Origin of the sequence: Caballeronia sp. S22 (assembly GCF_964261745.1) — a bacterium.
Classification (GTDB): Bacteria; Pseudomonadota; Gammaproteobacteria; order Burkholderiales; family Burkholderiaceae; genus Caballeronia; species Caballeronia jiangsuensis.
This window is the reverse complement of sequence record NZ_OZ180039.1, coordinates 469,274-489,601: the sequence shown is the minus strand read 5'-3', so window position 1 is coordinate 489,601 and position 20,328 is coordinate 469,274. Positions and strand designations below refer to the sequence as shown.

General features: G+C 64.5%; 16 protein-coding genes and 1 pseudogene. 5 read left to right on the top strand and 12 right to left on the bottom strand.

Features of this window, described 5'->3' with window-relative positions:
• Nucleotides 1-13: 13 nt before the first annotated feature.
• The 7 genes and pseudogenes from ACEN42_RS34060 to ACEN42_RS34030 form a co-directional block, all read right to left on the bottom strand.
• Nucleotides 14-427 carry a MaoC family dehydratase gene (locus ACEN42_RS34060; protein WP_062259046.1) on the bottom strand — a complete coding sequence of 138 codons (414 nt, stop codon included), beginning with the start codon at nt 425-427 and terminating at the stop codon, nt 14-16.
• A 12-nt stretch (nt 428-439) separates the two neighbouring features.
• Nucleotides 440-880 (bottom strand): MaoC family dehydratase N-terminal domain-containing protein, encoded by a 441-nt coding sequence (locus tag ACEN42_RS34055; RefSeq protein WP_187603374.1) that lies wholly within the window; start codon nt 878-880, stop codon nt 440-442.
• A 30-nt stretch (nt 881-910) separates the two neighbouring features.
• The gene (locus tag ACEN42_RS34050; protein WP_371883033.1) at nt 911-2,095 is read right to left on the bottom strand and encodes a lipid-transfer protein; all 1,185 of its coding nucleotides are present in this window, start codon (nt 2,093-2,095) and stop codon (nt 911-913) included.
• 30 nt (nt 2,096-2,125) lie between these two features.
• Nucleotides 2,126-3,265: an acyl-CoA dehydrogenase family protein gene (locus tag ACEN42_RS34045; RefSeq protein WP_238287624.1), complete on the bottom strand. Its 1,140-nt coding sequence runs from the start codon at nt 3,263-3,265 to the stop codon at nt 2,126-2,128.
• 44 nt (nt 3,266-3,309) lie between these two features.
• Nucleotides 3,310-5,190 carry a feruloyl-CoA synthase gene (locus tag ACEN42_RS34040; protein WP_371883032.1) on the bottom strand — a complete coding sequence of 627 codons (1,881 nt, stop codon included), beginning with the start codon at nt 5,188-5,190 and terminating at the stop codon, nt 3,310-3,312.
• Nucleotides 5,191-5,347: 157 nt separating this feature from the next.
• Nucleotides 5,348-8,193: pseudogene (locus ACEN42_RS34035) on the bottom strand (LuxR C-terminal-related transcriptional regulator).
• Nucleotides 8,194-8,323: 130 nt separating this feature from the next.
• The gene (locus tag ACEN42_RS34030) at nt 8,324-8,941 is read right to left on the bottom strand and encodes a DUF2889 domain-containing protein (RefSeq protein ID WP_371883031.1); all 618 of its coding nucleotides are present in this window, start codon (nt 8,939-8,941) and stop codon (nt 8,324-8,326) included.
• Between the two features lie 278 nt (nt 8,942-9,219).
• Between ACEN42_RS34030 and ACEN42_RS34025 the strand changes: the two genes are divergently transcribed.
• Together ACEN42_RS34025 and ACEN42_RS34020 are read left to right on the top strand one after the other, a co-directional pair.
• Nucleotides 9,220-10,383, top strand: a complete 1,164-nt coding sequence (locus ACEN42_RS34025; RefSeq protein WP_371883030.1) for a porin — start codon at nt 9,220-9,222, stop codon at nt 10,381-10,383.
• A gap of 76 nt (nt 10,384-10,459) precedes the next feature.
• Nucleotides 10,460-10,810 carry a BON domain-containing protein gene (locus ACEN42_RS34020; RefSeq protein ID WP_371883029.1) on the top strand — a complete coding sequence of 117 codons (351 nt, stop codon included), beginning with the start codon at nt 10,460-10,462 and terminating at the stop codon, nt 10,808-10,810.
• 67 nt (nt 10,811-10,877) lie between these two features.
• Here ACEN42_RS34020 and ACEN42_RS34015 read toward each other — a convergent pair whose 3' ends face one another.
• The 4 genes from ACEN42_RS34015 to ACEN42_RS34000 all read right to left on the bottom strand — a co-directional run bounded on the left by ACEN42_RS34015 (nt 10,878) and on the right by ACEN42_RS34000 (nt 16,389).
• On the bottom strand, nt 10,878-12,299 hold the full coding sequence (locus ACEN42_RS34015; protein ID WP_371883028.1) for an aldehyde dehydrogenase family protein: 1,422 nt from the start codon (nt 12,297-12,299) through the stop codon (nt 10,878-10,880).
• Nucleotides 12,300-12,316: 17 nt separating this feature from the next.
• The gene (locus ACEN42_RS34010) at nt 12,317-13,234 is read right to left on the bottom strand and encodes a TauD/TfdA dioxygenase family protein (protein WP_371883027.1); all 918 of its coding nucleotides are present in this window, start codon (nt 13,232-13,234) and stop codon (nt 12,317-12,319) included.
• A 114-nt stretch (nt 13,235-13,348) separates the two neighbouring features.
• The gene (locus ACEN42_RS34005) at nt 13,349-15,037 is read right to left on the bottom strand and encodes a GMC family oxidoreductase (RefSeq protein WP_371883026.1); all 1,689 of its coding nucleotides are present in this window, start codon (nt 15,035-15,037) and stop codon (nt 13,349-13,351) included.
• Between the two features lie 62 nt (nt 15,038-15,099).
• Nucleotides 15,100-16,389, bottom strand: coding sequence for an MFS transporter (locus ACEN42_RS34000; protein WP_371883025.1), 1,290 nt, complete (start codon nt 16,387-16,389; stop codon nt 15,100-15,102).
• Between the two features lie 337 nt (nt 16,390-16,726).
• Between ACEN42_RS34000 and ACEN42_RS33995 the strand changes: the two genes are divergently transcribed.
• The 3 genes from ACEN42_RS33995 to ACEN42_RS33985 all read left to right on the top strand — a co-directional run bounded on the left by ACEN42_RS33995 (nt 16,727) and on the right by ACEN42_RS33985 (nt 19,281).
• Complete coding sequence (locus ACEN42_RS33995) at nt 16,727-17,011, top strand: hypothetical protein (protein WP_238287660.1); 285 nt, start codon at nt 16,727-16,729, stop codon at nt 17,009-17,011.
• A 112-nt stretch (nt 17,012-17,123) separates the two neighbouring features.
• The gene (locus ACEN42_RS33990) at nt 17,124-18,752 is read left to right on the top strand and encodes an electron transfer flavoprotein-ubiquinone oxidoreductase (RefSeq protein WP_371883220.1); all 1,629 of its coding nucleotides are present in this window, start codon (nt 17,124-17,126) and stop codon (nt 18,750-18,752) included.
• Between the two features lie 250 nt (nt 18,753-19,002).
• Nucleotides 19,003-19,281, top strand: a complete 279-nt coding sequence (locus ACEN42_RS33985) for a hypothetical protein (protein ID WP_371883024.1) — start codon at nt 19,003-19,005, stop codon at nt 19,279-19,281.
• A 226-nt stretch (nt 19,282-19,507) separates the two neighbouring features.
• Here the strand turns inward: ACEN42_RS33985 and ACEN42_RS33980 are convergent, their stop codons facing one another.
• A complete protein-coding gene (locus tag ACEN42_RS33980; protein WP_371883023.1) occupies nt 19,508-20,233 on the bottom strand; it encodes a hypothetical protein in 726 nt (241 codons plus the stop codon).
• Nucleotides 20,234-20,328 lie beyond the last annotated feature (95 nt).

Below are 20,328 nucleotides of genomic sequence, written 5' to 3'. Positions count from 1 at the left end.
TTGATTGATGCTTTTACAGGGCGATCACGGCGTCGCCGAGGACGCGTGGTTCGCCATACTGATTGGCCGTCTGGATCTCCACCTTCACGCGGCGCTCGCCATCCGCTTCGAACTTCTCGACCACGCGCCCGCTGCAGGTGATGCGGTGACCGAGATGCGTGATGCCGACGAAGCGCACGCCGAACTGCCGCAACTGGCGCTGGTCCACCCAGCCGTTCAAGAGGCGCGCGAGATACGCCATCGACAGCATGCCGTGCGCGAACACGTCGGGCATGCCGCTGCGGCGCGCGAAGTCGAGGTCGATGTGGACCGCGTTGTGATCGCCCGACGCGCCGGCGAAGAGCGCGAGCGTCGTGCGGTCGATGGGCGCGAGCGTCAGCGGCGGCAGCGTGTCGCCGACCTTCACGTTGTCGAACAATGGGTTCATTCGTGTCTCTCCTCAGCCGTTGCGATGCACCAGCACGCTGCGCAGATCGGCCACGTGCTCGCCCCTCTGGTTGGTCACGCGGGTCTCCCGCACCACGAAATCGAGCGCGCCGCCTTTCTTGTCGTAGATATCGGCGATATGGCATTCGAACAGGAGCGCGTCGCCCGCATACGCCATCCGGTGATAGGTGAACGACTGCTCGCCGTGCAGGATGCGCGCGACCTGGATGCCGATCTCGTCGCGCCAGCGCTTGTCCGGCTGCTCCAGTTCCAGCGAGAACAGGAAAGTGGGCGGCAAGGGCAGGCCCGGATGACCCGCATCGCGGGCGGCGGATTCGTCGAAGTACACCGGATCGGTTTCGCCGGTTGCCTTGGCGAAAAACCGCAGCCGGCCCGCTTCGGCCACCGCGCGAAACGCGGGAATGACCTTCCCGATGTGCTTTTTATCGATCATGTCGAACACTCCGTTGAAAGCGGCAGCGCATCAGGCGGCCTTGTACACGGTGGTCACGCACGCGCCGCCGAGCCCCAGGTTGTGCGCGAGCGCGACCTTCGCGCCTTCGACCTGGCGCTGCTCCGCCGTGCCGCGCAGCTGATGCGTCAGTTCGTAGCATTGCGCGAGACCGGTGGCGCCCAGCGGATGTCCTTTCGACAGCAGCCCGCCCGATGGATTGACCACCCACTTGCCGCCATAGGTGTTGTCGCCGTCGTTGACGAGCTTTTCGGCTTCGCCTTCCGCGCACAGACCGAGCCCTTCGTACGTCAGCAGTTCGTTCTGCGCGAAGCAGTCGTGCAGTTCGATCACGTCGATGTCCTCCGGACCGACGCCGGCCTGCTCGTAGGCGAGCGCGGCGCCGGCGCGCGTCATGTCGAAGCCGACCACGCGGATCATGTCGCGAGTGTCGTAGGTGCTGGGCTGGTCGGTGGTCAGCGACTGGCCGGCGATCAGCACGTCGGTGCGCAGGCCGTGCTTGCGTGCGAATGCTTCCGACACCACGATCGCCGCGGCGGCGCCGCAGGTCGGGGGGCAGGCCATCAGGCGCGTGAGCACGCCTTCCCAGATCATCGGCGAGGCGAGCACTTCTTCCGGGCTCACGACGGTGCGGAACACGGCCAGCGGATTGCGCGCCGCGTGCCGGCTCGCCTTTGCGCGAATCTTCGCGAAGGTTTCGAGCTTCGTGCCGTACTTTTCCATGTGGGCGCGGCCCGCGCCGCTGAACTGGCGGATCGCGCCCGGCAGATCGGTGCGATCGACCAGTTCGTTGACGAGATTGAGCGCACGTTCGAGCGCGGGCGCTCGATCGCTCCACTTCGACGACAGCGCGCCGGGCTGCATGAATTCGAAACCCACCGCGAGCGCGCAGTCGACCGCGCCGCTTTGCACCGCCTGCCGCGCGAGAAACAGCGCCGACGATCCCGTCGCGCAGTTGTTGTTCACGTTGATGACGGGGATTCCCGTCATGCCGACGCGATAGAGCGCCTTCTGACCGCAGGTCGAATCGCCGTACACATAGCCCGCATAGGCCTGCTGCACTTCCGCGTAATCGATGCCCGCGTCGGCCAGCGCCTCGCGCACGGCGCCCGCGCCCATCACGTCGTAGGCATCGCTGGTGCCGGGCTTCTTGAACGGAATCATGCCGACGCCGGCGACGAACACGTTACGAGTCATATCACTGCTCCTTGGTATGGAATGTTCGAATTACAGCTTGCGGGAGATGAGGTCGCGCATGACCTCGCTCGTGCCGCCGTAGATACGGTTGACGCGCGCATCGGCGAATGCCCGGGCCACCGGATACTCCAGCATGTAGCCGTAGCCGCCGTGCAACTGCACCATGTCGTCGAGCGCCTTGCCGAGCGATTCCGTCGCGAACAGCTTGGCGATCGCCGCTTCTTCCAGCGTCAGGCGGCGGCGCACATGTTCGGCGAGGTAGTGGTCGACCAGCAGCCGCACGGCGGTTGCCTGCGCCTTGATGTCGGCGAGCTTGAACTTCGTGTTCTGGAAGTCCCATACGGTCTGATTGAAAGCCCTGCGGTCCTTCACGTAGTTGATCGTGTGTTCGAGACAGGCTTCCAGCTTCGCGGCGGCGCCGATGGCGATCGAGAGCCGCTCCTGCGGCAACTCGCCCATCAGGTACGCGAAGCCCTTGCCCTCCTCACCGAGACGGTTGCTCACCGGAACGCGGACGTTGTCGAAGAAGAGCTCGGCCGTATCCTGCGAATGCATGCCGACCTTGTCGAGCTTGCGGCCGCGGCGGAATCCCTCGCGGCTCGCCTCGACGACGATCAGGCTGACGCCTTTGGCGCCCGCGCTCGGGTCGGTCTTGCAGACGAGCACGATCAGATCGGCGTTCAGTCCGTTGCTGATGAAGGTCTTGCTGCCGTTGATCACGTACTCGTCGCCGTCGCGCAACGCGGTGGTGCGGATCGCCTTCAGGTCGCTGCCGGTGCCCGGCTCCGTCATGCCGATCGCGAGGATGGATTCGCCGGTGCACGCCTTCGGCAGCCATTGCTGCTTCTGCTCCTCGTTGCCGATGCGCGCGATATACGGCGCGATGATGTCCGAGTGCACGCCGAAGCCGAGACCGCTCAGGCCGGCGCGATTCACTTCCTCGTTGAGGATCGCCGCGTGGCCGAAGTCCCCGCCGCCGCCGCCGTATTCCGTCGGCAACGTGAGGCACAGCAGACCTTCGCGGCCTGCCTTGAGCCAGGTCTCGCGATCGACCCGGCCGGCCTTGTCCCATTCCAGCTGTCTGGGCGCGCACACCCGTTCCAGGAAGCGGCGAACCGTGGTGCGCAGCATTTCATGATCGTCACGAAAGACGGTGCGTGTAATTTGCATAACTAAATTCCTGAATTGGAGTCGGCGTGATTGCGTGAATGGCGTTATCGCATGCGGGCGATATGCGCTGCTGGTTCGGTGCGGTAGAGCTGCTCGATCAGATGCGCGCGGCGCGCACGCGTCACGGCCTGGTTCACATAGCCTTTTTCGGCGATCTCGTTGGCATCGATCGAAGGCGGCTCGGCCATCAGCATCAGGCGCTCGACGGTGCGGCTCGCACCGCCGCCCTGGTTCCTGGCGAGGCGTTCGCGCAGCGCCGCGACCACGACGGGATGCTCGGCCAGCGCAGCCGCATCGAGTTCGGCGAGTTCGGGCGCGAGACGCTGGCAGGCGACCACGTTCGGCCACGCGAGCGCGGCGAGAAAGTCGCGGTCATGGCCGCAGATCACCGCATCCGAGATAAGGGGCGCACAGAGGTCGAGCAGGTCGAGGCGCACCGCGCCGGTCTGCACCCAGGTGCCGTTCATCAGCTTGAAGTCCTCGACCACGCGGCCAGCGAAAAGCAGGCCCTGGCCCGGATCGTCCGGATTCGCGAGACGCACTGCGTCGCCCAGCCGGAAGTAGCCCTCGTCGTCGAAAGCGGCGGCCGTGAGCGCCGGATTGCCGATATAGCGCGCAAACACGTTTGCACCGCGCATGCGGATCTCGTAGCGTCCGTCACCGCCTTCGAGCGGCAGGAGCTTCACTTCCGAGCCCGGCACCGGCCCGCCGATGTTGCCGACATCGCCCGAGGGCCAGCCGCAATAGGTGCCCATGCCGCTCGTCTCGGTGCAGGCGAGGCCCGTCGAGAAGACGATGCGCTCGCCGACCGTGTCGACAGCCGCGCGCTGGATGCGCTGCCAGACGTCTGTCGGCAGGCTGGCCCCGCCGTAGCCGAAATACTGCACATTGGCGAACAGGCTGCGGGCCAGCACGGGGTCTCGCTCGATTTCGGTTGCCAGCACGGCCCATGCGGACGGAACGCTGGTGAAGATCGTCGGCGAGACTTCGCGCAGGTTGCGCACGGTACGCTCGATCAGGCCGGGAAGCGGCCGTCCATCGTCGATATAGTGAGTCGCGCCGAACTGGATCGAGCGCCCGATGTTCAGTACGCCGCCGAGCCCGTGATGCCACGGCAGCCAGTCGAGGAAGACCGGTTGCGATTCGCGCATCCAGCCGAGATTGTCGGCGTAGTACGAGGCGACCGCCCGGAAATTGCCGTAGGAGAGGGGCACGCCTTTCGGCGTACCGGTCGAGCCCGACGTGAAAAGGATGCGCGCCGTGTCGTCCTTGCGAATCGACGCGTGCGCTGCCGCAACCGCGGCCACGCGCGCCGGTGTCAGGTCGGCGGCGAGCAGGTCGGCCCAGGCGCGCTGTGTGTGCTGGACGTTGCGCACCGCAATGACCGGCGTCGCGGCCAGTTCGGTAACGGAGAGCGCGCGTTCGAACTGAGCCGAGTCCTGCACGAACACCGCAGCGGGAGGCACCAGTTCGAGCACGCCCTTCAGGCGTGCGAAATTCTTGCTCAGCGTGGAGTAGGCGGGCGACACCGGTGCGGCGGGGATGCCGACGTACTCGGCTGCAAGCAGCATCACCACCTGCTCGATCGAATTGCCCGAAAGCAGCACCAGCGGCCGCGTCTGGCCGAGGCCCATATCGAGCAGGCCGGCCGCGACCGTTTGCAGTTGAAGCCACAGCGCGCGCCAGCTGATCGAGCGCCACGCGCCGTTTTCATCGCGCTGGCAGAACGCCGGGCTGTCGCCGAGACGCTCGGCCCATTCGGGGATGAACGCGGCGAAGCTGTTCTGCGCGATATCGGGAGGCAGGCTGGACGAGCGCAGCACCAGCGTGCCGTCGGCGCGGCGTTCGACGATCGGCCGCCGGTCCGGAAAGCGTACGGGACGATAAGGCGCTACCTTGGATTCACCAGCGATGAGCGTAGTCATTACGCGTGTCTCCTGAGCTTCAGCGCGCGTCTTGGCGCGCGCCGGCGTTGGTTTTTATGAGGTGCGCCTGTCATCGACGACTGCGCGCGATCCCTTGAGTCACAGAATAGTGGCTCGCGCACGATTACGGACCACCCGAGCCGGGTAGCGGGGGGCGTCAGTTCGTCTCGCCACCGGCAACGGGCGGCGTGCCCAGTTCGAGATCGCGCACGCGGGCCACGGCTTCGTCGCGGCTCGACACGCCGAGCTTGCCGTAGATGTTCTTCAGGTGCCACTTGACGGTCTCGGGCGAGATGCCGAGCGTGCGGGCAATTTTCTTGTTGGGCAGTGCCTGCGCGAGCAGGCCGACGACTCGTGCCTCACGCTCGCTCAGCGTTTCCGCGCCGGTGGGCGGCGCGCCGCGGTTGCCGGGTTTGGCCGCCGGCTGCGCGCGCAGGGCCGAAGTCGCGTTCTGCGCGGCGTGTAGCCGGCCCACATAGAAGGACAGGACCGGGTCGTGCGTCTCGCCCTGGACCACGGCGTCGATGAGATCCAGTGCGCCGGGATCGGCGTCGAGCAGGCTGCGCACCAGACCCAGCCGATGGCCCCGGCGCAGCGCGGCGAGCACGGCGGCGCGCGCGGCGTCGTTCCGGCCGCGCCGCGCATCGACGACGGCGGCCTGGAGCTGGAAGTGCGCCACATGCCGTTGCCAGCCGCGCGCTTCGCAGAATGGAATCAGCGCCTGAAGACGGCTTGCGGCGCCGTCGAAATCTTCATGAGCGATACACCAGTTGACGTGCGCGCCCTGCGCCATCGCGTGGATTTCCGCGGCCGTCCCGATTGCGGTCTCGGCCGGCGGCATCGGGATGCGCGCCGCGATCATGTCGATTCTGGCGAGGCCTGCTTCCGCCGCGTCGAACTGGCCGCTCTGCAGGTGTCGGTTGATCTGTGCGGCCACGCTATGGGCGATGAGCCGATGCAGTCCGTATTGCATCGCGTACTCTTCGAGACGTTCGAGATAGGCGAACGCATCGAGGTGATGTCCCGCCGCCCCATGCACCGCCGACAGCACGGTCAACACCCGCAACACGGAGTCCGGAATGGAGACACGTTCGAGCACGTCGACGCGATCCTCCAGCAGTCTGCGCGCGCGTCCAGTTCGTTGAACTCATACAGCACTTCACCGAGCAGCGCCGCGGCAAAACACGCGGCTTCGGCGGCGGCGCTGCCGAGTTGATCGGCTTCGAACAACACATCGCGGCTGATGCGCTCCACCTGGATGAATTTGCCCTCCAGCGCATAGCTGAACCCGGCGATGCAGCGGCCGTTCAGCATGCCCGCCGAGGTGCCCACGAGCGGCATGCCTTCGACCAGAAGCTGCGGCGCTTCGCTCTGCACGCGCCGCGCCGCTTCGTATTCGCCGCGCCGCATGTAGATCCACGACAGCAGATTGTTGCGCCCGCCCACGGCGAGGCTGTCGGCGTGCGCGGGGATTTGCAGCATCTGCGGCAACACGGCCATTGCTTCGTCGGTTTCGTCGCGCTGGAGGGCAAGGGCGGCGCGCAACAGGATGAGGCGATAGCGCGAATGCATATCGTCTTCCGGGATATCGGCCTGCAAACGCGCGATGGCCGCCGCGCAGGCATCGAATTCGCGCGCATACAGTTGCAGGTGCACCATCCACAGCCGCAGCCCGATGCGAGCCTGCACTTCGGCGAGCGGCAGCAGCCGTATCAGCCCGACCAGTTGGCGCAGCTCGCCCCTGATCTGCATCGTGCGCGCGACGCGCAACACGAGGTCGGCCGCCGCCGACGATTCGCCGGCGAGCAACGCATGCCGCACGGCATCGCCGGGCTGTTCGTGGTCGCGGAACCAGATCCACGCGGCGAGATGCACCTCGCGCTGATGCAGTTCGCTGCGTTCGCGAAAGCGTTCGAGCAAGGTCTCGCGAAAGAGCGGGTTCAGCCGATACCACGTCTCGCTGCCCGAACTCTCGATGGGCGCGATGAACAGGTTATCGCTCTCGAGTCTCGTCAGCAGCGCGCGCACTTCGGCGGGCGACTGCTCCTCGCCGGTCAGGGCGATGCACAGCGGCGCGCACACGCGCGTGCAACTCGCCATCCGGACCAGCAGCTCCACTTCCGAGGGCGCCAGACGCGACAGTACTTCGCGCTCGAAATACGCGGCAAAGCCTCGGACATCGAGACGTTGAGCATTCGCGAGCGGATCGGCGGACGCGGGGTCCGTCGCCGCCTGCTTCTTGCCTTTCAGGCGCATTGCAAAGAGTTGCAGTCCCGCCACCCAGCCGTCGGCGAGTTCATGCAAGTGGCGCGCATCGCGCTGGCTGATCTCACCCAACTGAGCTCTAAGGAACGCCTCGGATTCGGCCGCCGTGAAGCGCAGATCGCGCATGTCCAGTTCCAGCACCAGACCCTGATCGCGCGGGCGTCCAAGCGAGAGCGGCACGGCGGCCCGCGAGACCAGCACAAGGTGAAGATTGGCGGGCGCGTAGTCGAGCAGCCATTGCAATGCTTCGTGATTGCGCGTGTTGGAGACGTGATGCAGGTCGTCGAGCACCAGCACGACATCGTTCGAATGGGCGGCGATACCGCGCACGAGAGAGATGATCGTGCGCTCGACCGCCTCGTCGTCCATGCCACGTCCGCCCAGCAGCGTCGCTTCATGGCACATCGCCGGGTCGACGCGGGTGAGGCTCGCAACGAGGTAGTCGAGGAAGTGCGTGAGCTCGTTGTCTTCCGCCGCGAGCGTGAGCCATGCGATATCGAAGCCGAGCGAAAGCAGTGCTTCGCGCCACGCGATCAGGAGGCTCGTCTTGCCGCAGCCGGCGGGCCCCTGGAGCACGACGCAACGATTGCGCCGTGCGTCGAGCAACTGGGCCAGCAGACGTTCGCGCGCGACGATGCGGGCGGTGTTGCGGGGCGGAATCAAGCGTGGATCAGCCCGGAACTCGGCGGCGCCTCGTTGGGCGCGGCGCGGGTCCGCGGGAGAGGAATTCTGCGGCATCGTGACCTGCGCCTTGCGCGCTTCGGCTTTGCGCCTCGTCGGCGACGGCCAAAGGACGAAATGATGATCGGCACATTGTAGCGCAGCGCTGGCAGCGTTTTCATCGCCCGCAGGGGAGTGACTACCCGGATCAGCCGCGATGCGACGGAGGCCCAGCGTCATCGACGTGCGCTTCGCCTTGCGCCAGTTCATGCTTGCGCCGGAGAGCGAATTGCACGACCTCGCCGCCCGCACGCCATGCGTGACAGGTGTCGATCATCGGATGGGCCTGAACGGCTGGCTGCCCTTCATCTGCGCCGTTCGGCGCGTCGGCGGGCTTGCGCCAGCCCATCAGTGTCTGGATCGCTGTCGTGGCGATGGGACCGAGCAGCTCGGTCAGATGCGTGCAGCCCTTCGATCCGCTCAACCGGCTCTTGACCTCCTTCATGAAGCCCGCGCCGATGCTCAGACCTTCGAGGCTCCGATACGCGTGATTGATTTCCGCGCAGAAGCGGCTCGGCGCGGCGTCGCTATGCGCATCGATGCGCCGGATCACGAGCTTCGCATCGATCGTGACGACGATGCGCATGTCGTGAATCGGCGAACCGGCGGGCACGGTCTTGAAGAGGAGATCGGAGTCGGTGGACTTCGTGTCGCGCATGCGGCCTTCGATGTCGAACAGACCGTCGCTTCGTTCGAAGCCCATGCATTCGACACGGCGCGTATGCACGAGCCGACGTGCCGAAGGATTCGATGGAATGGCAGGCATAGGTGATTGCAGGTGATCGATAGCACCGATCCTAGGTGAACGACGAACGCCGGCCGCCCCCTGCATCGGGGGGGGCGTGACGCGTGTTGCTGTCTGTTCATTGCTCGGGGTATTCCCGTTCCCCCTCTGTTCGGGTAGTTGATCCGCCCGGACGTCCCTGCAAGATGGCCCCGCAACGATCGGCACGGCTATCGGCCGCGCGTCGTCCTGGATGGCATCTGCATGAGTTGGCTTGACCCGTGCCCATCGGACACGGCAATCACAAAGAGGAGACATGCATGCGTTTCATGAGTCAGGGTATGTGTGGGGCTACGTTGTTATTGGCCGCCGGAGGAGCGGCGGCTCAGTCGAGCGTAACGCTGTACGGGGTCGCGGACACCTTTGTCCAGTATCTCGACAATGGCGGAAAACATTCGTACTCCGTACGAAGCGGAGGATCCACCGGTTCCCTGTTCGGCCTGAAGGGAGTCGAAGACCTCGGCAACGGGCTCAAGGCGGTGTTCGACCTCGAGAACGGCTACAACATCAATAACGGTGCCTTCTTCGCCGACTCGACGGCAATGTTCTATCGGCAGTCATGGGTGGGGCTGAAGCACGATACCTATGGATCGCTCACGTTCGGCCGCCAGTATCAGCCGAGCTTCTGGGCCGTCTATTTCACCGATCCCTTTCGCGGCAACGAAGTGCTGTCGCCGCTGGCGGCCGCCGACCTCGCGGGCGCGACCGACCGGTCCACGCTCGCCACGCAGTATGTGTCCGGGCGGACCAGCAATTCGATCGTGTACACGTCGCCGGATCTGAGAGGCGTGCACGTCTACGCGATGTACGCGCTGCCTGCCACCGTGACGCAACCCGTGCCGGTTCGCTCCGGCGCGATGCTCGACGTGGCGGCGAACTATTCGGGCTATGGCTTCTATGCGGGCGTCGGCTATCAGTATCAGCATGGCGCGCAGGAGACTGCCCCGCTCGTGGCGAGCGCGCCGGGCTTGCTGACCACGTTCGACCTGATGGCGACGGAACACTTCACGGGCGCGCTCGCCTACCGCGTGGGCATCGTGAATTTCCAGTTCAACTATTCGTATAACCGGCCGAAGGATCCTGCGCCCGGCGCGGTGGTAGCGATCACGCCCGCCGTTCAGGTGCCGCTTGCTTCGCTGGTTCACTCATACAGCATCATGGAACTGGGGGCGACGATCCAGGCCACGCCGGAAGACGTGATCGCCATCGCCGGCATCGAGAGAAACGTGCGCGGCGTGCACGACAACACACCCGGGATCGAAGTGGGCGTCGATCATAGTCTTTCCAAGCGCACGAGCCTCTACATGCGAGCCGGCTATCTGAAGAACAACGGCACCGCGAACATGAGCTGGCCGGGTGTTACGGCTGTCGCGAGCGGTTCGAAGCAGGTTATCGCGGTGCTCGGCATGACGCATCGCTTCTGACGACAGGCGCGATCGACGCCGCCCGGCGGCGTCGGACGTGTCTTCGAGGTTTCAACACGACGACGGGGAGAAATCGATGAATCAAGGAAAGGTTTGCAGACTGGTGAGCGGGGCGCTGCTGGTTTTGGCCTCACTCGACGCATACGCACAAAGCAGCGATGTGTTGGCTGCGCCCGTGCGGCCGTATGCATCGGATGCGAAAGCCGCCAAGGCCGCCGACCGCGCACTGCAGAAAAGCGTGATCCGCGCGCTGAGCAGGACGAAAGGGCTCAGGGCCACCACGATCACGGTGCGCGCACGCAACGGCGTGGTGACGCTGGAAGGAACGGTGCCCGAACAGTCGCAGATGGGGCTGGCGACTCAGGCGGCCGAAGGTGTCGAGGGCGTCACGTCGGTGACGAACGCGCTGACGTTATCGACGTTATAGAAAGGCATTGCTGGAAGTTGCATCAGGGCCTGCTCATCATCGATGAGCAGGCCTTTTGTTTGAAGCCTCAGACCGTGACCGACTTGCATTCGAGAAACTCCGCAAGCCCTTCGCGACCGTACTCGCGCCCGTTGCCCGATGTCTTGTAGCCGCCGAACGGAACCGTGATGTCCAGCATCGCGCCGTTGATTCGCACCGATCCCGCACGCAGGCGCGCAGCCACGCGGCGCGCGCGCTCGGCGTCGCCCGTGGCGATATACGCCGCGAGGCCATACTGCGTGTCGTTGGCGATTGCGATGGCCTGTTCCTCGCCGTCGTATGGAATCAGCACGAGCACCGGTCCGAAGATTTCCTCGCGTGCGATCTTCATGTCGTTACGGACATCCGCGAAGACGGTGGGGCGCGCGTAGAAGCCCCGTGCCAGTCCCTCGGGTCTGCCCGGACCGCCGGCGATCACGCGCGCGCCTTCCTCGATACCGGCGCGGATCATCTGTTGCACCTTCTCGTATTGGGCGCGATTCGAGATCGGACCCATTTTCGTGGCGGGGTCCGCCGGGTTGCCGACGACGATTCCGTTGGCTACGGCTGCGGCGATCGCGATGGCTTCGTCGTAGCGCTCGCGCGGCACCAGCATGCGGGTGGGTGCGACACAGGTCTGACCCGAGTTGACCATGCATTGCGCCACGCCGCTCGTCACTGCTGCCTTCAGGTCGGCGTCGTCGAGAATCAGGAGCGGGGACTTGCCGCCGAGTTCCTGCGCCACGCGCTTGACCGTGGGCGCGGCGCTGATCGCCACTTCGACGCCGGCGCGCGTCGACCCGGTGATCGACACCATGTCCACATCGGGATGCGAGGACAAGCACGCGCCGACCACCCGGCCGTCACCGAAGATCATGTTGAACACGCCGGGCGGCGTGCCCGCTTCGTGCATGATTTCCGCGAAGATGACGGCATCGAGCGGTGCGATCTCGGAAGGCTTCAGCACGACCGTGCAACCTGCGGCAAGAGCGGGCGCGACCTTCGCTGCGATCTGATTCAACGGCCAGTTCCACGGCGTGATCAATGCCGCGACGCCGACTGCCTCGTGGCGCACGTAGCTCTTGCCGTGATGCGTCTCGAACTCGAAGTGACGCAGCGTTTCCACCGCGGCCTGAAGCTGCGCGAGTCCGATCGCGGCCTGCAGTTGCCTGCACAGCGTGATGGGCGCGCCGATCTCGATGCGCACCGCTTCGGCAATGTCGTCGAGCCGTGCGCGATAGCATTCGATGATCCGTTCGAGCAGTGCGATTCGTTGCGCGCGGCTCGATTCCGACCAGGCCGGAAACGCGGCCCGTGCGGCGGCGACGGCACGGTCCGCGTCGTGCGTGGTGCCCATCGAAAGCCGTCCGGTCAGCGTCTCGGTGGCCGGATCGACGATGTCCATTTGCGTGGCGCCGGCAGACGGCTCGACCCATTGGCCATCGATATAAAAGGTGTTCAGCGTTTTCATTTCGTTTCCTCGGATTCTCAGCCCGCGACCGGGCGATCACCGATCACCGTCGCCCGCATCATGTGACGCGGAGCCGGGAAATAGTCCTGCACCGCGTAGTGCTGGCACGAGCGGTTATCCCAGAATGCGATCGTGTTCGGGCGCCACTTGAGGCGGACCTGGTACTCGGGTGCCTGCGCCTGGCGGAACAGGTACTGCAGCAGTTCCATTTCGGCGAGCTTGTAGTCGAAGCCGATGCGATATTCCTGCGCGGTCAGGCGGCCATAATTCGAAAGATGCGTGGTGAACGCCTCGTTGACATAGAGAATCTTCTCACCGGTTTCGGGATGTACGCGCACGACCGGGTGTTCGACGGGCGGATACTTGGCGCGCATTGCCGGATGCTGGTCTTCCGGCACCGCAATGCCGAAGAGCGGCAGAAAGTCGTGGACCGCATTGAGGCCGGCGATACGCGCCTTCAGGTCGTCGGGCAGGTTGTCGTAGGCCGCCACCATGTTGATCCAGATGGTGTCGCCGCCGACCGCCGGGCAGTGCACGCATCGCAGCATGGAACCCATCGACGGGATTTCGCGCCACGATACGTCGGAGTGGTAGAGGTTCTCGCGGCCGCGTTTCGTATCGTTGCGCCCGAGTATCACGAGCTCCGGATGCTCGGGATGATGCGGAAACGCGGGGTGAATTTCCAGTTCGCCGAAGCGCCTCGCCACCGCGACATGCTGGGATGGACTGATATCCTGATCGCGGAAGAAGAGCACCTTGTACTTCAGCAATGCGCGACGCAGCGCGGCATACGTTTCGTCGTCGAGTGGATCGCGCAAGTCGATGCCGCGAATCTCCGCACCGATCGTCGGCGTGTGGCGCTCGACGGTGAAGGGCCACGCGCCGGAAGCCGGCTGCGCCAGGCTCGTATCGGGTGCGATCTCTGTTGCTTGCATGTCATGTCTCCAATTGTCTGGGTCCGCCGGGCTGCGGCCGGGGCGATGTCACTGGCGCACGCGGTTCGCGTATGCCGGGTTATTTTTTTGCTGTCGGGCGCCGAAGGCACGGGGCTAGCGATCGCCGGCGCGGATCAGATCGGCGGCTTTCTCGCCGATCATGATGGCGGGCGCGTTGGTGTTGCCGCCGATCAGCGTCGGCATGATCGACGCGTCCGCCACGCGCAGACCTTCGATGCCGTGCACGCGCAGGCTCGGATCGACCACGGCCATGTCGTCGATACCCATCTTGCAGGTGCCGACCGGATGAAAGACGCTGTCGGCATGAGCGCGCACGAACGCGCGGATTGCTTCCTCGTTGGAATCGTCGGGTCCGAAATCGTCGGTGAGCAATTCCTTTCCACCGGATTCGGCGAGCGCGGGCTGCGCAAAGATTCGTCGCACGATCCTGACGCCAGCGACCAGCGCGTCCATGTCTGCCTCCGCCGACAGAAAGCGCGGGTCGATCGACGGCGCATCGCGCATGTCAGCGCTGCGCAGACGCACGCGACCGCGGCTCTGCGGACGCAGGACATAGGCGTGACAGGAGTAGCCATGCCCGAGCGCGCGGCGCTTCGCCATGTTGCGGTTGCCAAGCAGCGCGAGAACGAAGGCCAGCTGGATATCCGGAAGCGCCAGATCGGGACGGCTCTTCACGAACGCGCCCGCTTCCGCGAAGTTGGAGCTGACCATGCCCGTGCGGTTACGCCGGTAACGCAACATCGCGGAGGCGAGCCGCAGGAAGCCGCCTGTCGAATAGCCGTAGAGATCGGTGGACCTGACCTGCTTGTTGACGATCACGTCGAGGTGGTCCTGCAGGTTCTCGCCGACCCCGCGCAGATCCTTCACGACCTCGATGCCGTGGCTGCGCAGATGTTCGCCCGGACCGACGCCCGATGCCATCAGCAGTTGAGGCGAATTGAACGCGCCGCAACTGAGCACGACTTCACGCCGGGCCCGCAGTATTTGCTCGACACCTCCCCGCACGACGCTGACGCCGCGCGCCCGTTTGTCCTCGATGATCACACGCAATACCTGCATGTCCGTGAGCACCGCAAGATTCGCACGGCCGCCGTTCAGGTCCGCATCTTTTGCGTTGCCGCCATGCAGATAGGCACGCGCGGCGTTCCAGCGTTCGCCGTTATATTGCGTGACCTGATAGAGCCCCGCGCCTTCCTGCTCCTCGCCGTTGAAGTCCGTGTTGAGCGGCAAGCCCGCTTGCAGCGCGGCTTTCACGAAACGATGGGAGAACGGGTTCGGCGTGCGCAGATCGCTCACGTGCAGCGGGCCGTCGCCGCCATGCCAGCGGTCGTCGCTGCGGCCTGCATGGCGTTGATTGCATTCGCTGCGCCGGAAATAGGGCAGCACGTCGTCATAGCCCCAGCCCCTGCAGCCGAGGCTCGCCCATTCGTCGTAGTCGTTTCGATGTCCCCGGATGTAGACCATGCCGTTGATCGACGAACTGCCGCCCAGTCCGCGTCCGCGCGGCTGATAGGAGGGACGTCCGTCGAGGCCGCTCTGGCGTTCCGTGTAATAGGCGTAGTTGCGCGGACCGGCCCTCTGCACAGTCGATGCAAGACCGATCGGCATCCACACGCTCATGTGGTGGTCATGCGGCCCGGCTTCGAGCAGCGCGACCGTGACCGATGCATCCTCGGCGAGCCTCGCAGCCAGCGCGCAGCCCGCCGAGCCTGCGCCCACGACGATGTAGTCATACTCCGCGGCGATCTTTCTGTTGCGGGCGTGGTTGCCGGTTCGGGTCATTGCGCGTCTGTTCAATGGAAGGGGTTTGGGTAAGCACGGTGGCCGCTGCTTTTTCGCCGCCGTCAGGCCGCGGCGCGCGTCGAAAGGTGGTCGAGTGTGTGGTGCGAACGATCGGGATGAAGCCAGCGCAGCGCCGCGAGGGCGGCCGCGATCAGCAGCGCTGCGCTGACCGCGAAGCCGAGTTCATACGCATGGCTGTTAGCGCCGCCATGGACCTGAACGATTCGTCCCATCACGGCGGGCGCGAATGCGGCGCCGAGACTGGCGAGCGCCGTGTGGATGGCGACGAGCGATCCGCGCTGGCTGTCCGGGACCATCTGGGCGAGCAGTGCAGGAGCGAGCGTAAAGCTCAGCGTGGGCAGCGCACATGCGATCGCCAGCAGCGCCACTTTCTGCAACGGCTGCAACGGAAGCAGCATCAGGGCGATGAATGTCAGTGCTCCGGCCACCGCCGACGCGCAGATCAGATGAACCCGTGCCTTGCGTGCGCTTACGCCGCGTCCGAGCATCAGTTGAGACAGCCAGCTCAGGCCGACGTTGACGGGCGTCGTGGTCGCGACCACGATCGCGAAGCAGCGACCGGCTTCGACGCCGGTGAAGCCGAGTCCCTTTTCGAAGTACATGGGTATCCACGTCAGGCTCAGACCCAGGGTCCAGTAGGCCGTGAATCCGAGTGCGAACACGGAGAGGACCGAACGGTCCGCGAGGATTCGCCGGTAGGGCAGGCGTTGCGCATCGATTTGCACGATGGGCGCGGCCTTTAGTCTGCCGAGTGTTCCTTCGCGCCCGAAGCACGCCCATAGCACGCTCCACGCCGCGCCGATCGCGCCGAGCAGCAGGAAGTTCATGCGCCATCCCCACTGCCTCGTGACGAGCGGAATCAGCAGGCCGGCGAGCAGCATGCCGAAGGCGGCGCCCTGGTTGATGACGGCCACGGGAAGATTGCGTTTGCGGTCGGGGAACCACTTGTACAGCGCGTGCACGGAGACCGGAAACGCGGGCCCCTCGGCGGCGCCCAGAATCACGCGGCAGACGAGCAGCCCGAGCGCGCTCGTCGCCCAGGCTTGCGGCAACTGAAGCGCGGCCCAGCTGAGTCCCATCGCGAGGAGCAGCCAGCGGGTCTGAAAGCGGTTCGCGAGGAAGCCGACGAGGACAGTCGAAAGCGAGAAAAGCCAGAAGAAGCTGCCGGCGACGACACCGAATTTTTCCGGCGACAGATTCAGTTCAGCCGTCAATGGCACCGCCACCAGACCGAGCACGATCTTGTCCAGGAAATTGATGAGGGCGAGCCCGGTCAGCAGCAGGGTCATCGTCCAGGCGGACTTCGCCTGGAAATCGGGTGAGGCGGTCATGGGTTGTCTCCTGTCGTCCCGTTCACGGTGGGCGTTCCTGTCCTTGCCTGTGAAGCGGACTTTGTAGCGCCAAGGTAAGTGGTACGGGAGGATGGGCCACCACCCGGATCAGGTAGGTTAGGGAAAACCTTGTTTTCCGGGATCGCAGGTATGCGGTCCTGCCTGCCGGTGTGCTCGCAACCGTCTTCTACCCGGAAGGAGTGGTGGTTCGGCGGGAGCATTGCCTTACCGTGGCGGCTGGCAGTATCGGGGCGATCGCAGATCAGGCGGAATCCAAGGTCTGGTCGATGATCGTCCCCGTTTCGCATCCGTGACAGCCTGCGCGAGAGGAGGGGCAGTGAATACCCGGGAAACGTCGTTGCGCCGTCTTGTGGAAAAGTGGCTTGGGCCGGAGTCGGAGATGCGGGCGCGCGTGACGCTTTTCAGTCACTCGCGGGCAAGCCGGTGGCGCTATGTATGTGTGGCGTCGCGGCGAGCGAGCGGCGAGCTATCGATCTTCTTCTTTCGCCACGAAGACGGGTCGTGGTCCGTGTTCCCGCCGCAAGCACGGCGGCCGACAATGAATGCGTCGCGCATGCCGGCTCCGCATGGCGAGCCGGGCCCGATTGCGTCGCCGGGTTGAATGTCGACCGCGGCCCGACATCCTGTTTTTCATCCATTCAAAAGTATCGGAGACCAACGCAGTGTCAATCCCGACCATCCTTGACGATGAGATCGCTGTCGAGCGCGAGTCGATGCAGTATGACGTCGTGATCGTCGGCGGCGGCCCGGCTGGCCTGTCCGCGGCGATCCGACTGAAACAACTGGCCGCGGGAAGTGACGTCGAGCTCAGTGTGTGCGTGCTGGAAAAGGGCTCGGAGATCGGAGCGCATATCCTGTCGGGCGCCGTGATGGACCCGCGCGCGCTAACCGAGCTGATCCCGGACTGGAAGGAGAGAGGCGCACCGCTCACGGTGGAGGTGATCGAAGACCGCTTCCTGTTCCTGACCGAAAGGGCCTCGACGCGCGTGCCGGCCTGGGCGCTGCCGGACAATTTCAGGAACCACGGCAACTACGTCGTCAGCCTCGCGCAAGTCACGCGCTGGCTGGGACAGCAGGCCGAGGCGCTGGGTGTCGAAATCTTTCCGGGCTTTCCGGCCGCTGAAGTGCTGTACAACGACGACGGTTCGGTGAAAGGCGTCGCGACCGGCAACCTTGGCGTGGGCAAGGATGGTCGCCCCACCGCGCACTTCCAGCCGGGCATGGAACTATACGCGAAGTACACGTTGTTCTGCGAAGGCGCGCGCGGGCATCTGGGGCGTGGATTGAATGACCGGTTCAACCTGAGCGATGGCGCCGATCCGCAGGTCTACGGCATCGGCATCAAGGAAGTGTGGGAGATCGATCCGACGAGGCACAAGCCGGGGCTCGTGATGCACACCGCCGGCTGGCCGCTCGACAACGACACGTACGGCGGCTCGTTCCTCTATCACATGGATCACAACCAGGTCGTGGTCGGCTTCGTGGTGGGGCTGGGCTACACGAATCCCTATCTATCGCCGTTCGAGGAATTCCAGCGCTACAAGACGCATCCGGCGATCCGCGCCATTCTGGAGGGCGGCAAGCGGCTGTCGTACGGCGCGCGGGCGATCACAGCGGGCGGCCTGATGTCGCTGCCGAAGCTGGTTTTCCCCGGCGGTGCGCTGGTCGGCGACGATGCGGGTTTCCTGAACGCATCGCGGATCAAGGGTTCGCATGCGGCGATCAAGACCGGCATGCTCGCAGCCGAAGCCGCCTTCGACGCGGTGCAGTCGGGCCGCGAGGCCGACGAACTCGCCGCGTATCCGGAAAGCTTCAGGACGTCGTGGCTGCATGGCGAGTTGTATCGCGCGCGCAACTTCAAGCAGTGGATGAGCAAAGGGCTCTTCCTCGGCACGCTGATGGTCGGCATCGAACAGAAGCTGCTGCGCGGTAATGTGCCGTGGACGCTGCATCACCGGCATTCGGATCATGAGATGCTCAGGCCGGCTTCGGAGTTCAAGCCAATAGAATATGCGAAGCCGGATGGCAAGCTGACGTTCGATCGGTTGTCTTCGGTGTTTATTTCGAATACGAATCATGAAGAGAACCAGCCGGCTCATCTGACGCTGAGAGATTCGACCGCGCCGGTGAGTGTTAACTTGCAGATCTATGCCGGGCCGGAATCGCGTTACTGCCCAGCCGGGGTGTATGAGTTTGCGAAGAACGACGATGGGGGCGAGCGCCTTGTGATCAACGCGCAGAACTGCTTGCATTGCAAGACGTGCGATATCAAGGACCCGATGCAGAACGTCGTATGGGTCACGCCGGAAGGCGGAGGCGGTCCGAATTATTCGAATATGTGATTGGACTTGCCGGTCGGTAGCACACCGCCGGTGTCGAAGGATAGGGCCGTTTGATATCGGTTTGGACGCGCCTGCTTTTCAGCCCTGCATTGGAAGTTCCACGCGATGCGATGGCCGTTATCGAGCCGGCAACGGTTGTCGGATCGGTTAGCGCGAATGGCTGGAGTGGGTCACCGCAACACACCACGGAAACCCACGCACTTCAGTGTCGGAGATCTGCGCGCTGGTGACCGGCGCACGCGGTCGGCACGTGACCGAGCAGACATTGCGGGCGCACTTCGCGCAGGAACTGCTGGAGGGCGCGGTGCGCGCTAACAGCAACGTCGCGCAGTGGCTCTACAACAAAGCGACCGGCGGCGACACCATTGCTGCGATCTTCTGGCTCAAGTGTCGCGCGCGCTGGAAGGAGACGGCTCAGGCGGTCGAACTCTCGGGCGCGAACGGCGGGCCGGTTCTCGTGCAGTCCATGAGCGATGCCGAACTCGAAGCCATCGTCAGCAAAGGGCGTCAAGATCGGCGACGCCGTTGATCGCGATACGGCGGCGGACGAGTTGCTGAGCTACGCGGCTTTCCGTTCGGCACGCACGACGATCAGGTCGATGCGTTGTCACGGGCGTTCGCGCTGCTGATAGCGCGGCGGCCGATGCGGATTCCGGATGCGGCGCTAGCGGCGGTGTGAATGCCTGGACATCGTTGGCGTCTTCACGGGATCGATTTGACGTCGAAGCGAGCGCCGCTGCGGAATGTCTGACGCACTACTGAGGGGAGGGCAATGGTGTGCCGGGCCTGTACATCGAGGCGAACAGCCAGCCGCCGTAGCCGTCGCGTGAGACGTAGGTGCCAGATGGCACCGATTTCCCATGCCACTCGCGCGGTGCAGCGAGCCAGCATGAGTTCAGTTCATATCCGTTGGATGTGGCATCTACGATCGTGTATTCACCAGCTGCACATAGCCAACCGTCCAGCATTTGATTCTGGCTTAGCGACAAATGAAGCTGAGCAGAGTAACGATCGAGCTTAAGTCCATCGATACGTAGGTCGCCCAGCTTAACCGGTTGAGGGTTCTGGATATCCAACAGTTCCCGCCGCGCGTGCCAACCAAAGAAGCCGCCGGTTTGCTCGTAATGCGCGCGACTGCCCGGAGGGAATGTGGCGCTGGCGGCTGACACGGGCTCGTGCGTGGTCTCGGTGACTTCAGAATAGAACTCGCCGAACGCATATCCCTTAAGCCCTATGAGTGCGAGCCAAAGCACGGGGGAAAAGAACAATAGAATGGACGCGCTAATCCGTTTGGCCAGTGTCAGTCGACGGCGAAGTAGGAAAAATGCGAAGACAGTCAGCAAAGCCCAAACGGTAGCCGCGACGCTGAGTGCGGGTATGGCGAGGGCGCCGAGATTGCCCACGTCCGCACGACTGCTCAGCGGGAACAAAGTGAGCAAGAGAGCAAGCAGTAGCGAGTTTGGCCGTTTTAATGAATTCATGTTCCTATCCTAGATGTAAGCTTTCCTAGGCTTGGGAAGCTCTGACCCGGCGCGGCGCGATTATAGGGCACGGAATATCCGATTCGACGATCTGA

Excerpts from the sequence above, each read along its gene's own strand:
- ACEN42_RS34045 (WP_238287624.1), bottom strand. The coding sequence starts at position 3,265 with ATGCAAATTACACGCACCGTCTTTCGTGACGATCATGAAATGCTGCGC.
- ACEN42_RS34050 (WP_371883033.1), bottom strand. The coding sequence starts at position 2,095 with ATGACTCGTAACGTGTTCGTCGCCGGCGTCGGCATGATTCCGTTCAAG.
- ACEN42_RS34005 (WP_371883026.1), bottom strand. The coding sequence starts at position 15,037 with ATGACCCGAACCGGCAACCACGCCCGCAACAGAAAGATCGCCGCGGAG.
- ACEN42_RS34010 (WP_371883027.1), bottom strand. The coding sequence starts at position 13,234 with ATGCAAGCAACAGAGATCGCACCCGATACGAGCCTGGCGCAGCCGGCT.
- ACEN42_RS34040 (WP_371883032.1), bottom strand. The coding sequence starts at position 5,190 with ATGACTACGCTCATCGCTGGTGAATCCAAGGTAGCGCCTTATCGTCCC.
- ACEN42_RS34000 (WP_371883025.1), bottom strand. The coding sequence starts at position 16,389 with ATGACCGCCTCACCCGATTTCCAGGCGAAGTCCGCCTGGACGATGACC.
- ACEN42_RS34030 (WP_371883031.1), bottom strand. The coding sequence starts at position 8,941 with ATGCCTGCCATTCCATCGAATCCTTCGGCACGTCGGCTCGTGCATACG.
- ACEN42_RS34015 (WP_371883028.1), bottom strand. The coding sequence starts at position 12,299 with ATGAAAACGCTGAACACCTTTTATATCGATGGCCAATGGGTCGAGCCG.
- ACEN42_RS34020 (WP_371883029.1), top strand. The coding sequence starts at position 10,460 with ATGAATCAAGGAAAGGTTTGCAGACTGGTGAGCGGGGCGCTGCTGGTT.
- ACEN42_RS34025 (WP_371883030.1), top strand. The coding sequence starts at position 9,220 with ATGCGTTTCATGAGTCAGGGTATGTGTGGGGCTACGTTGTTATTGGCC.
- ACEN42_RS34055 (WP_187603374.1), bottom strand. The coding sequence starts at position 880 with ATGATCGATAAAAAGCACATCGGGAAGGTCATTCCCGCGTTTCGCGCG.
- ACEN42_RS33980 (WP_371883023.1), bottom strand. The coding sequence starts at position 20,233 with ATGAATTCATTAAAACGGCCAAACTCGCTACTGCTTGCTCTCTTGCTC.
- ACEN42_RS33990 (WP_371883220.1), top strand. The coding sequence starts at position 17,124 with ATGCAGTATGACGTCGTGATCGTCGGCGGCGGCCCGGCTGGCCTGTCC.
- ACEN42_RS34060 (WP_062259046.1), bottom strand. The coding sequence starts at position 427 with ATGAACCCATTGTTCGACAACGTGAAGGTCGGCGACACGCTGCCGCCG.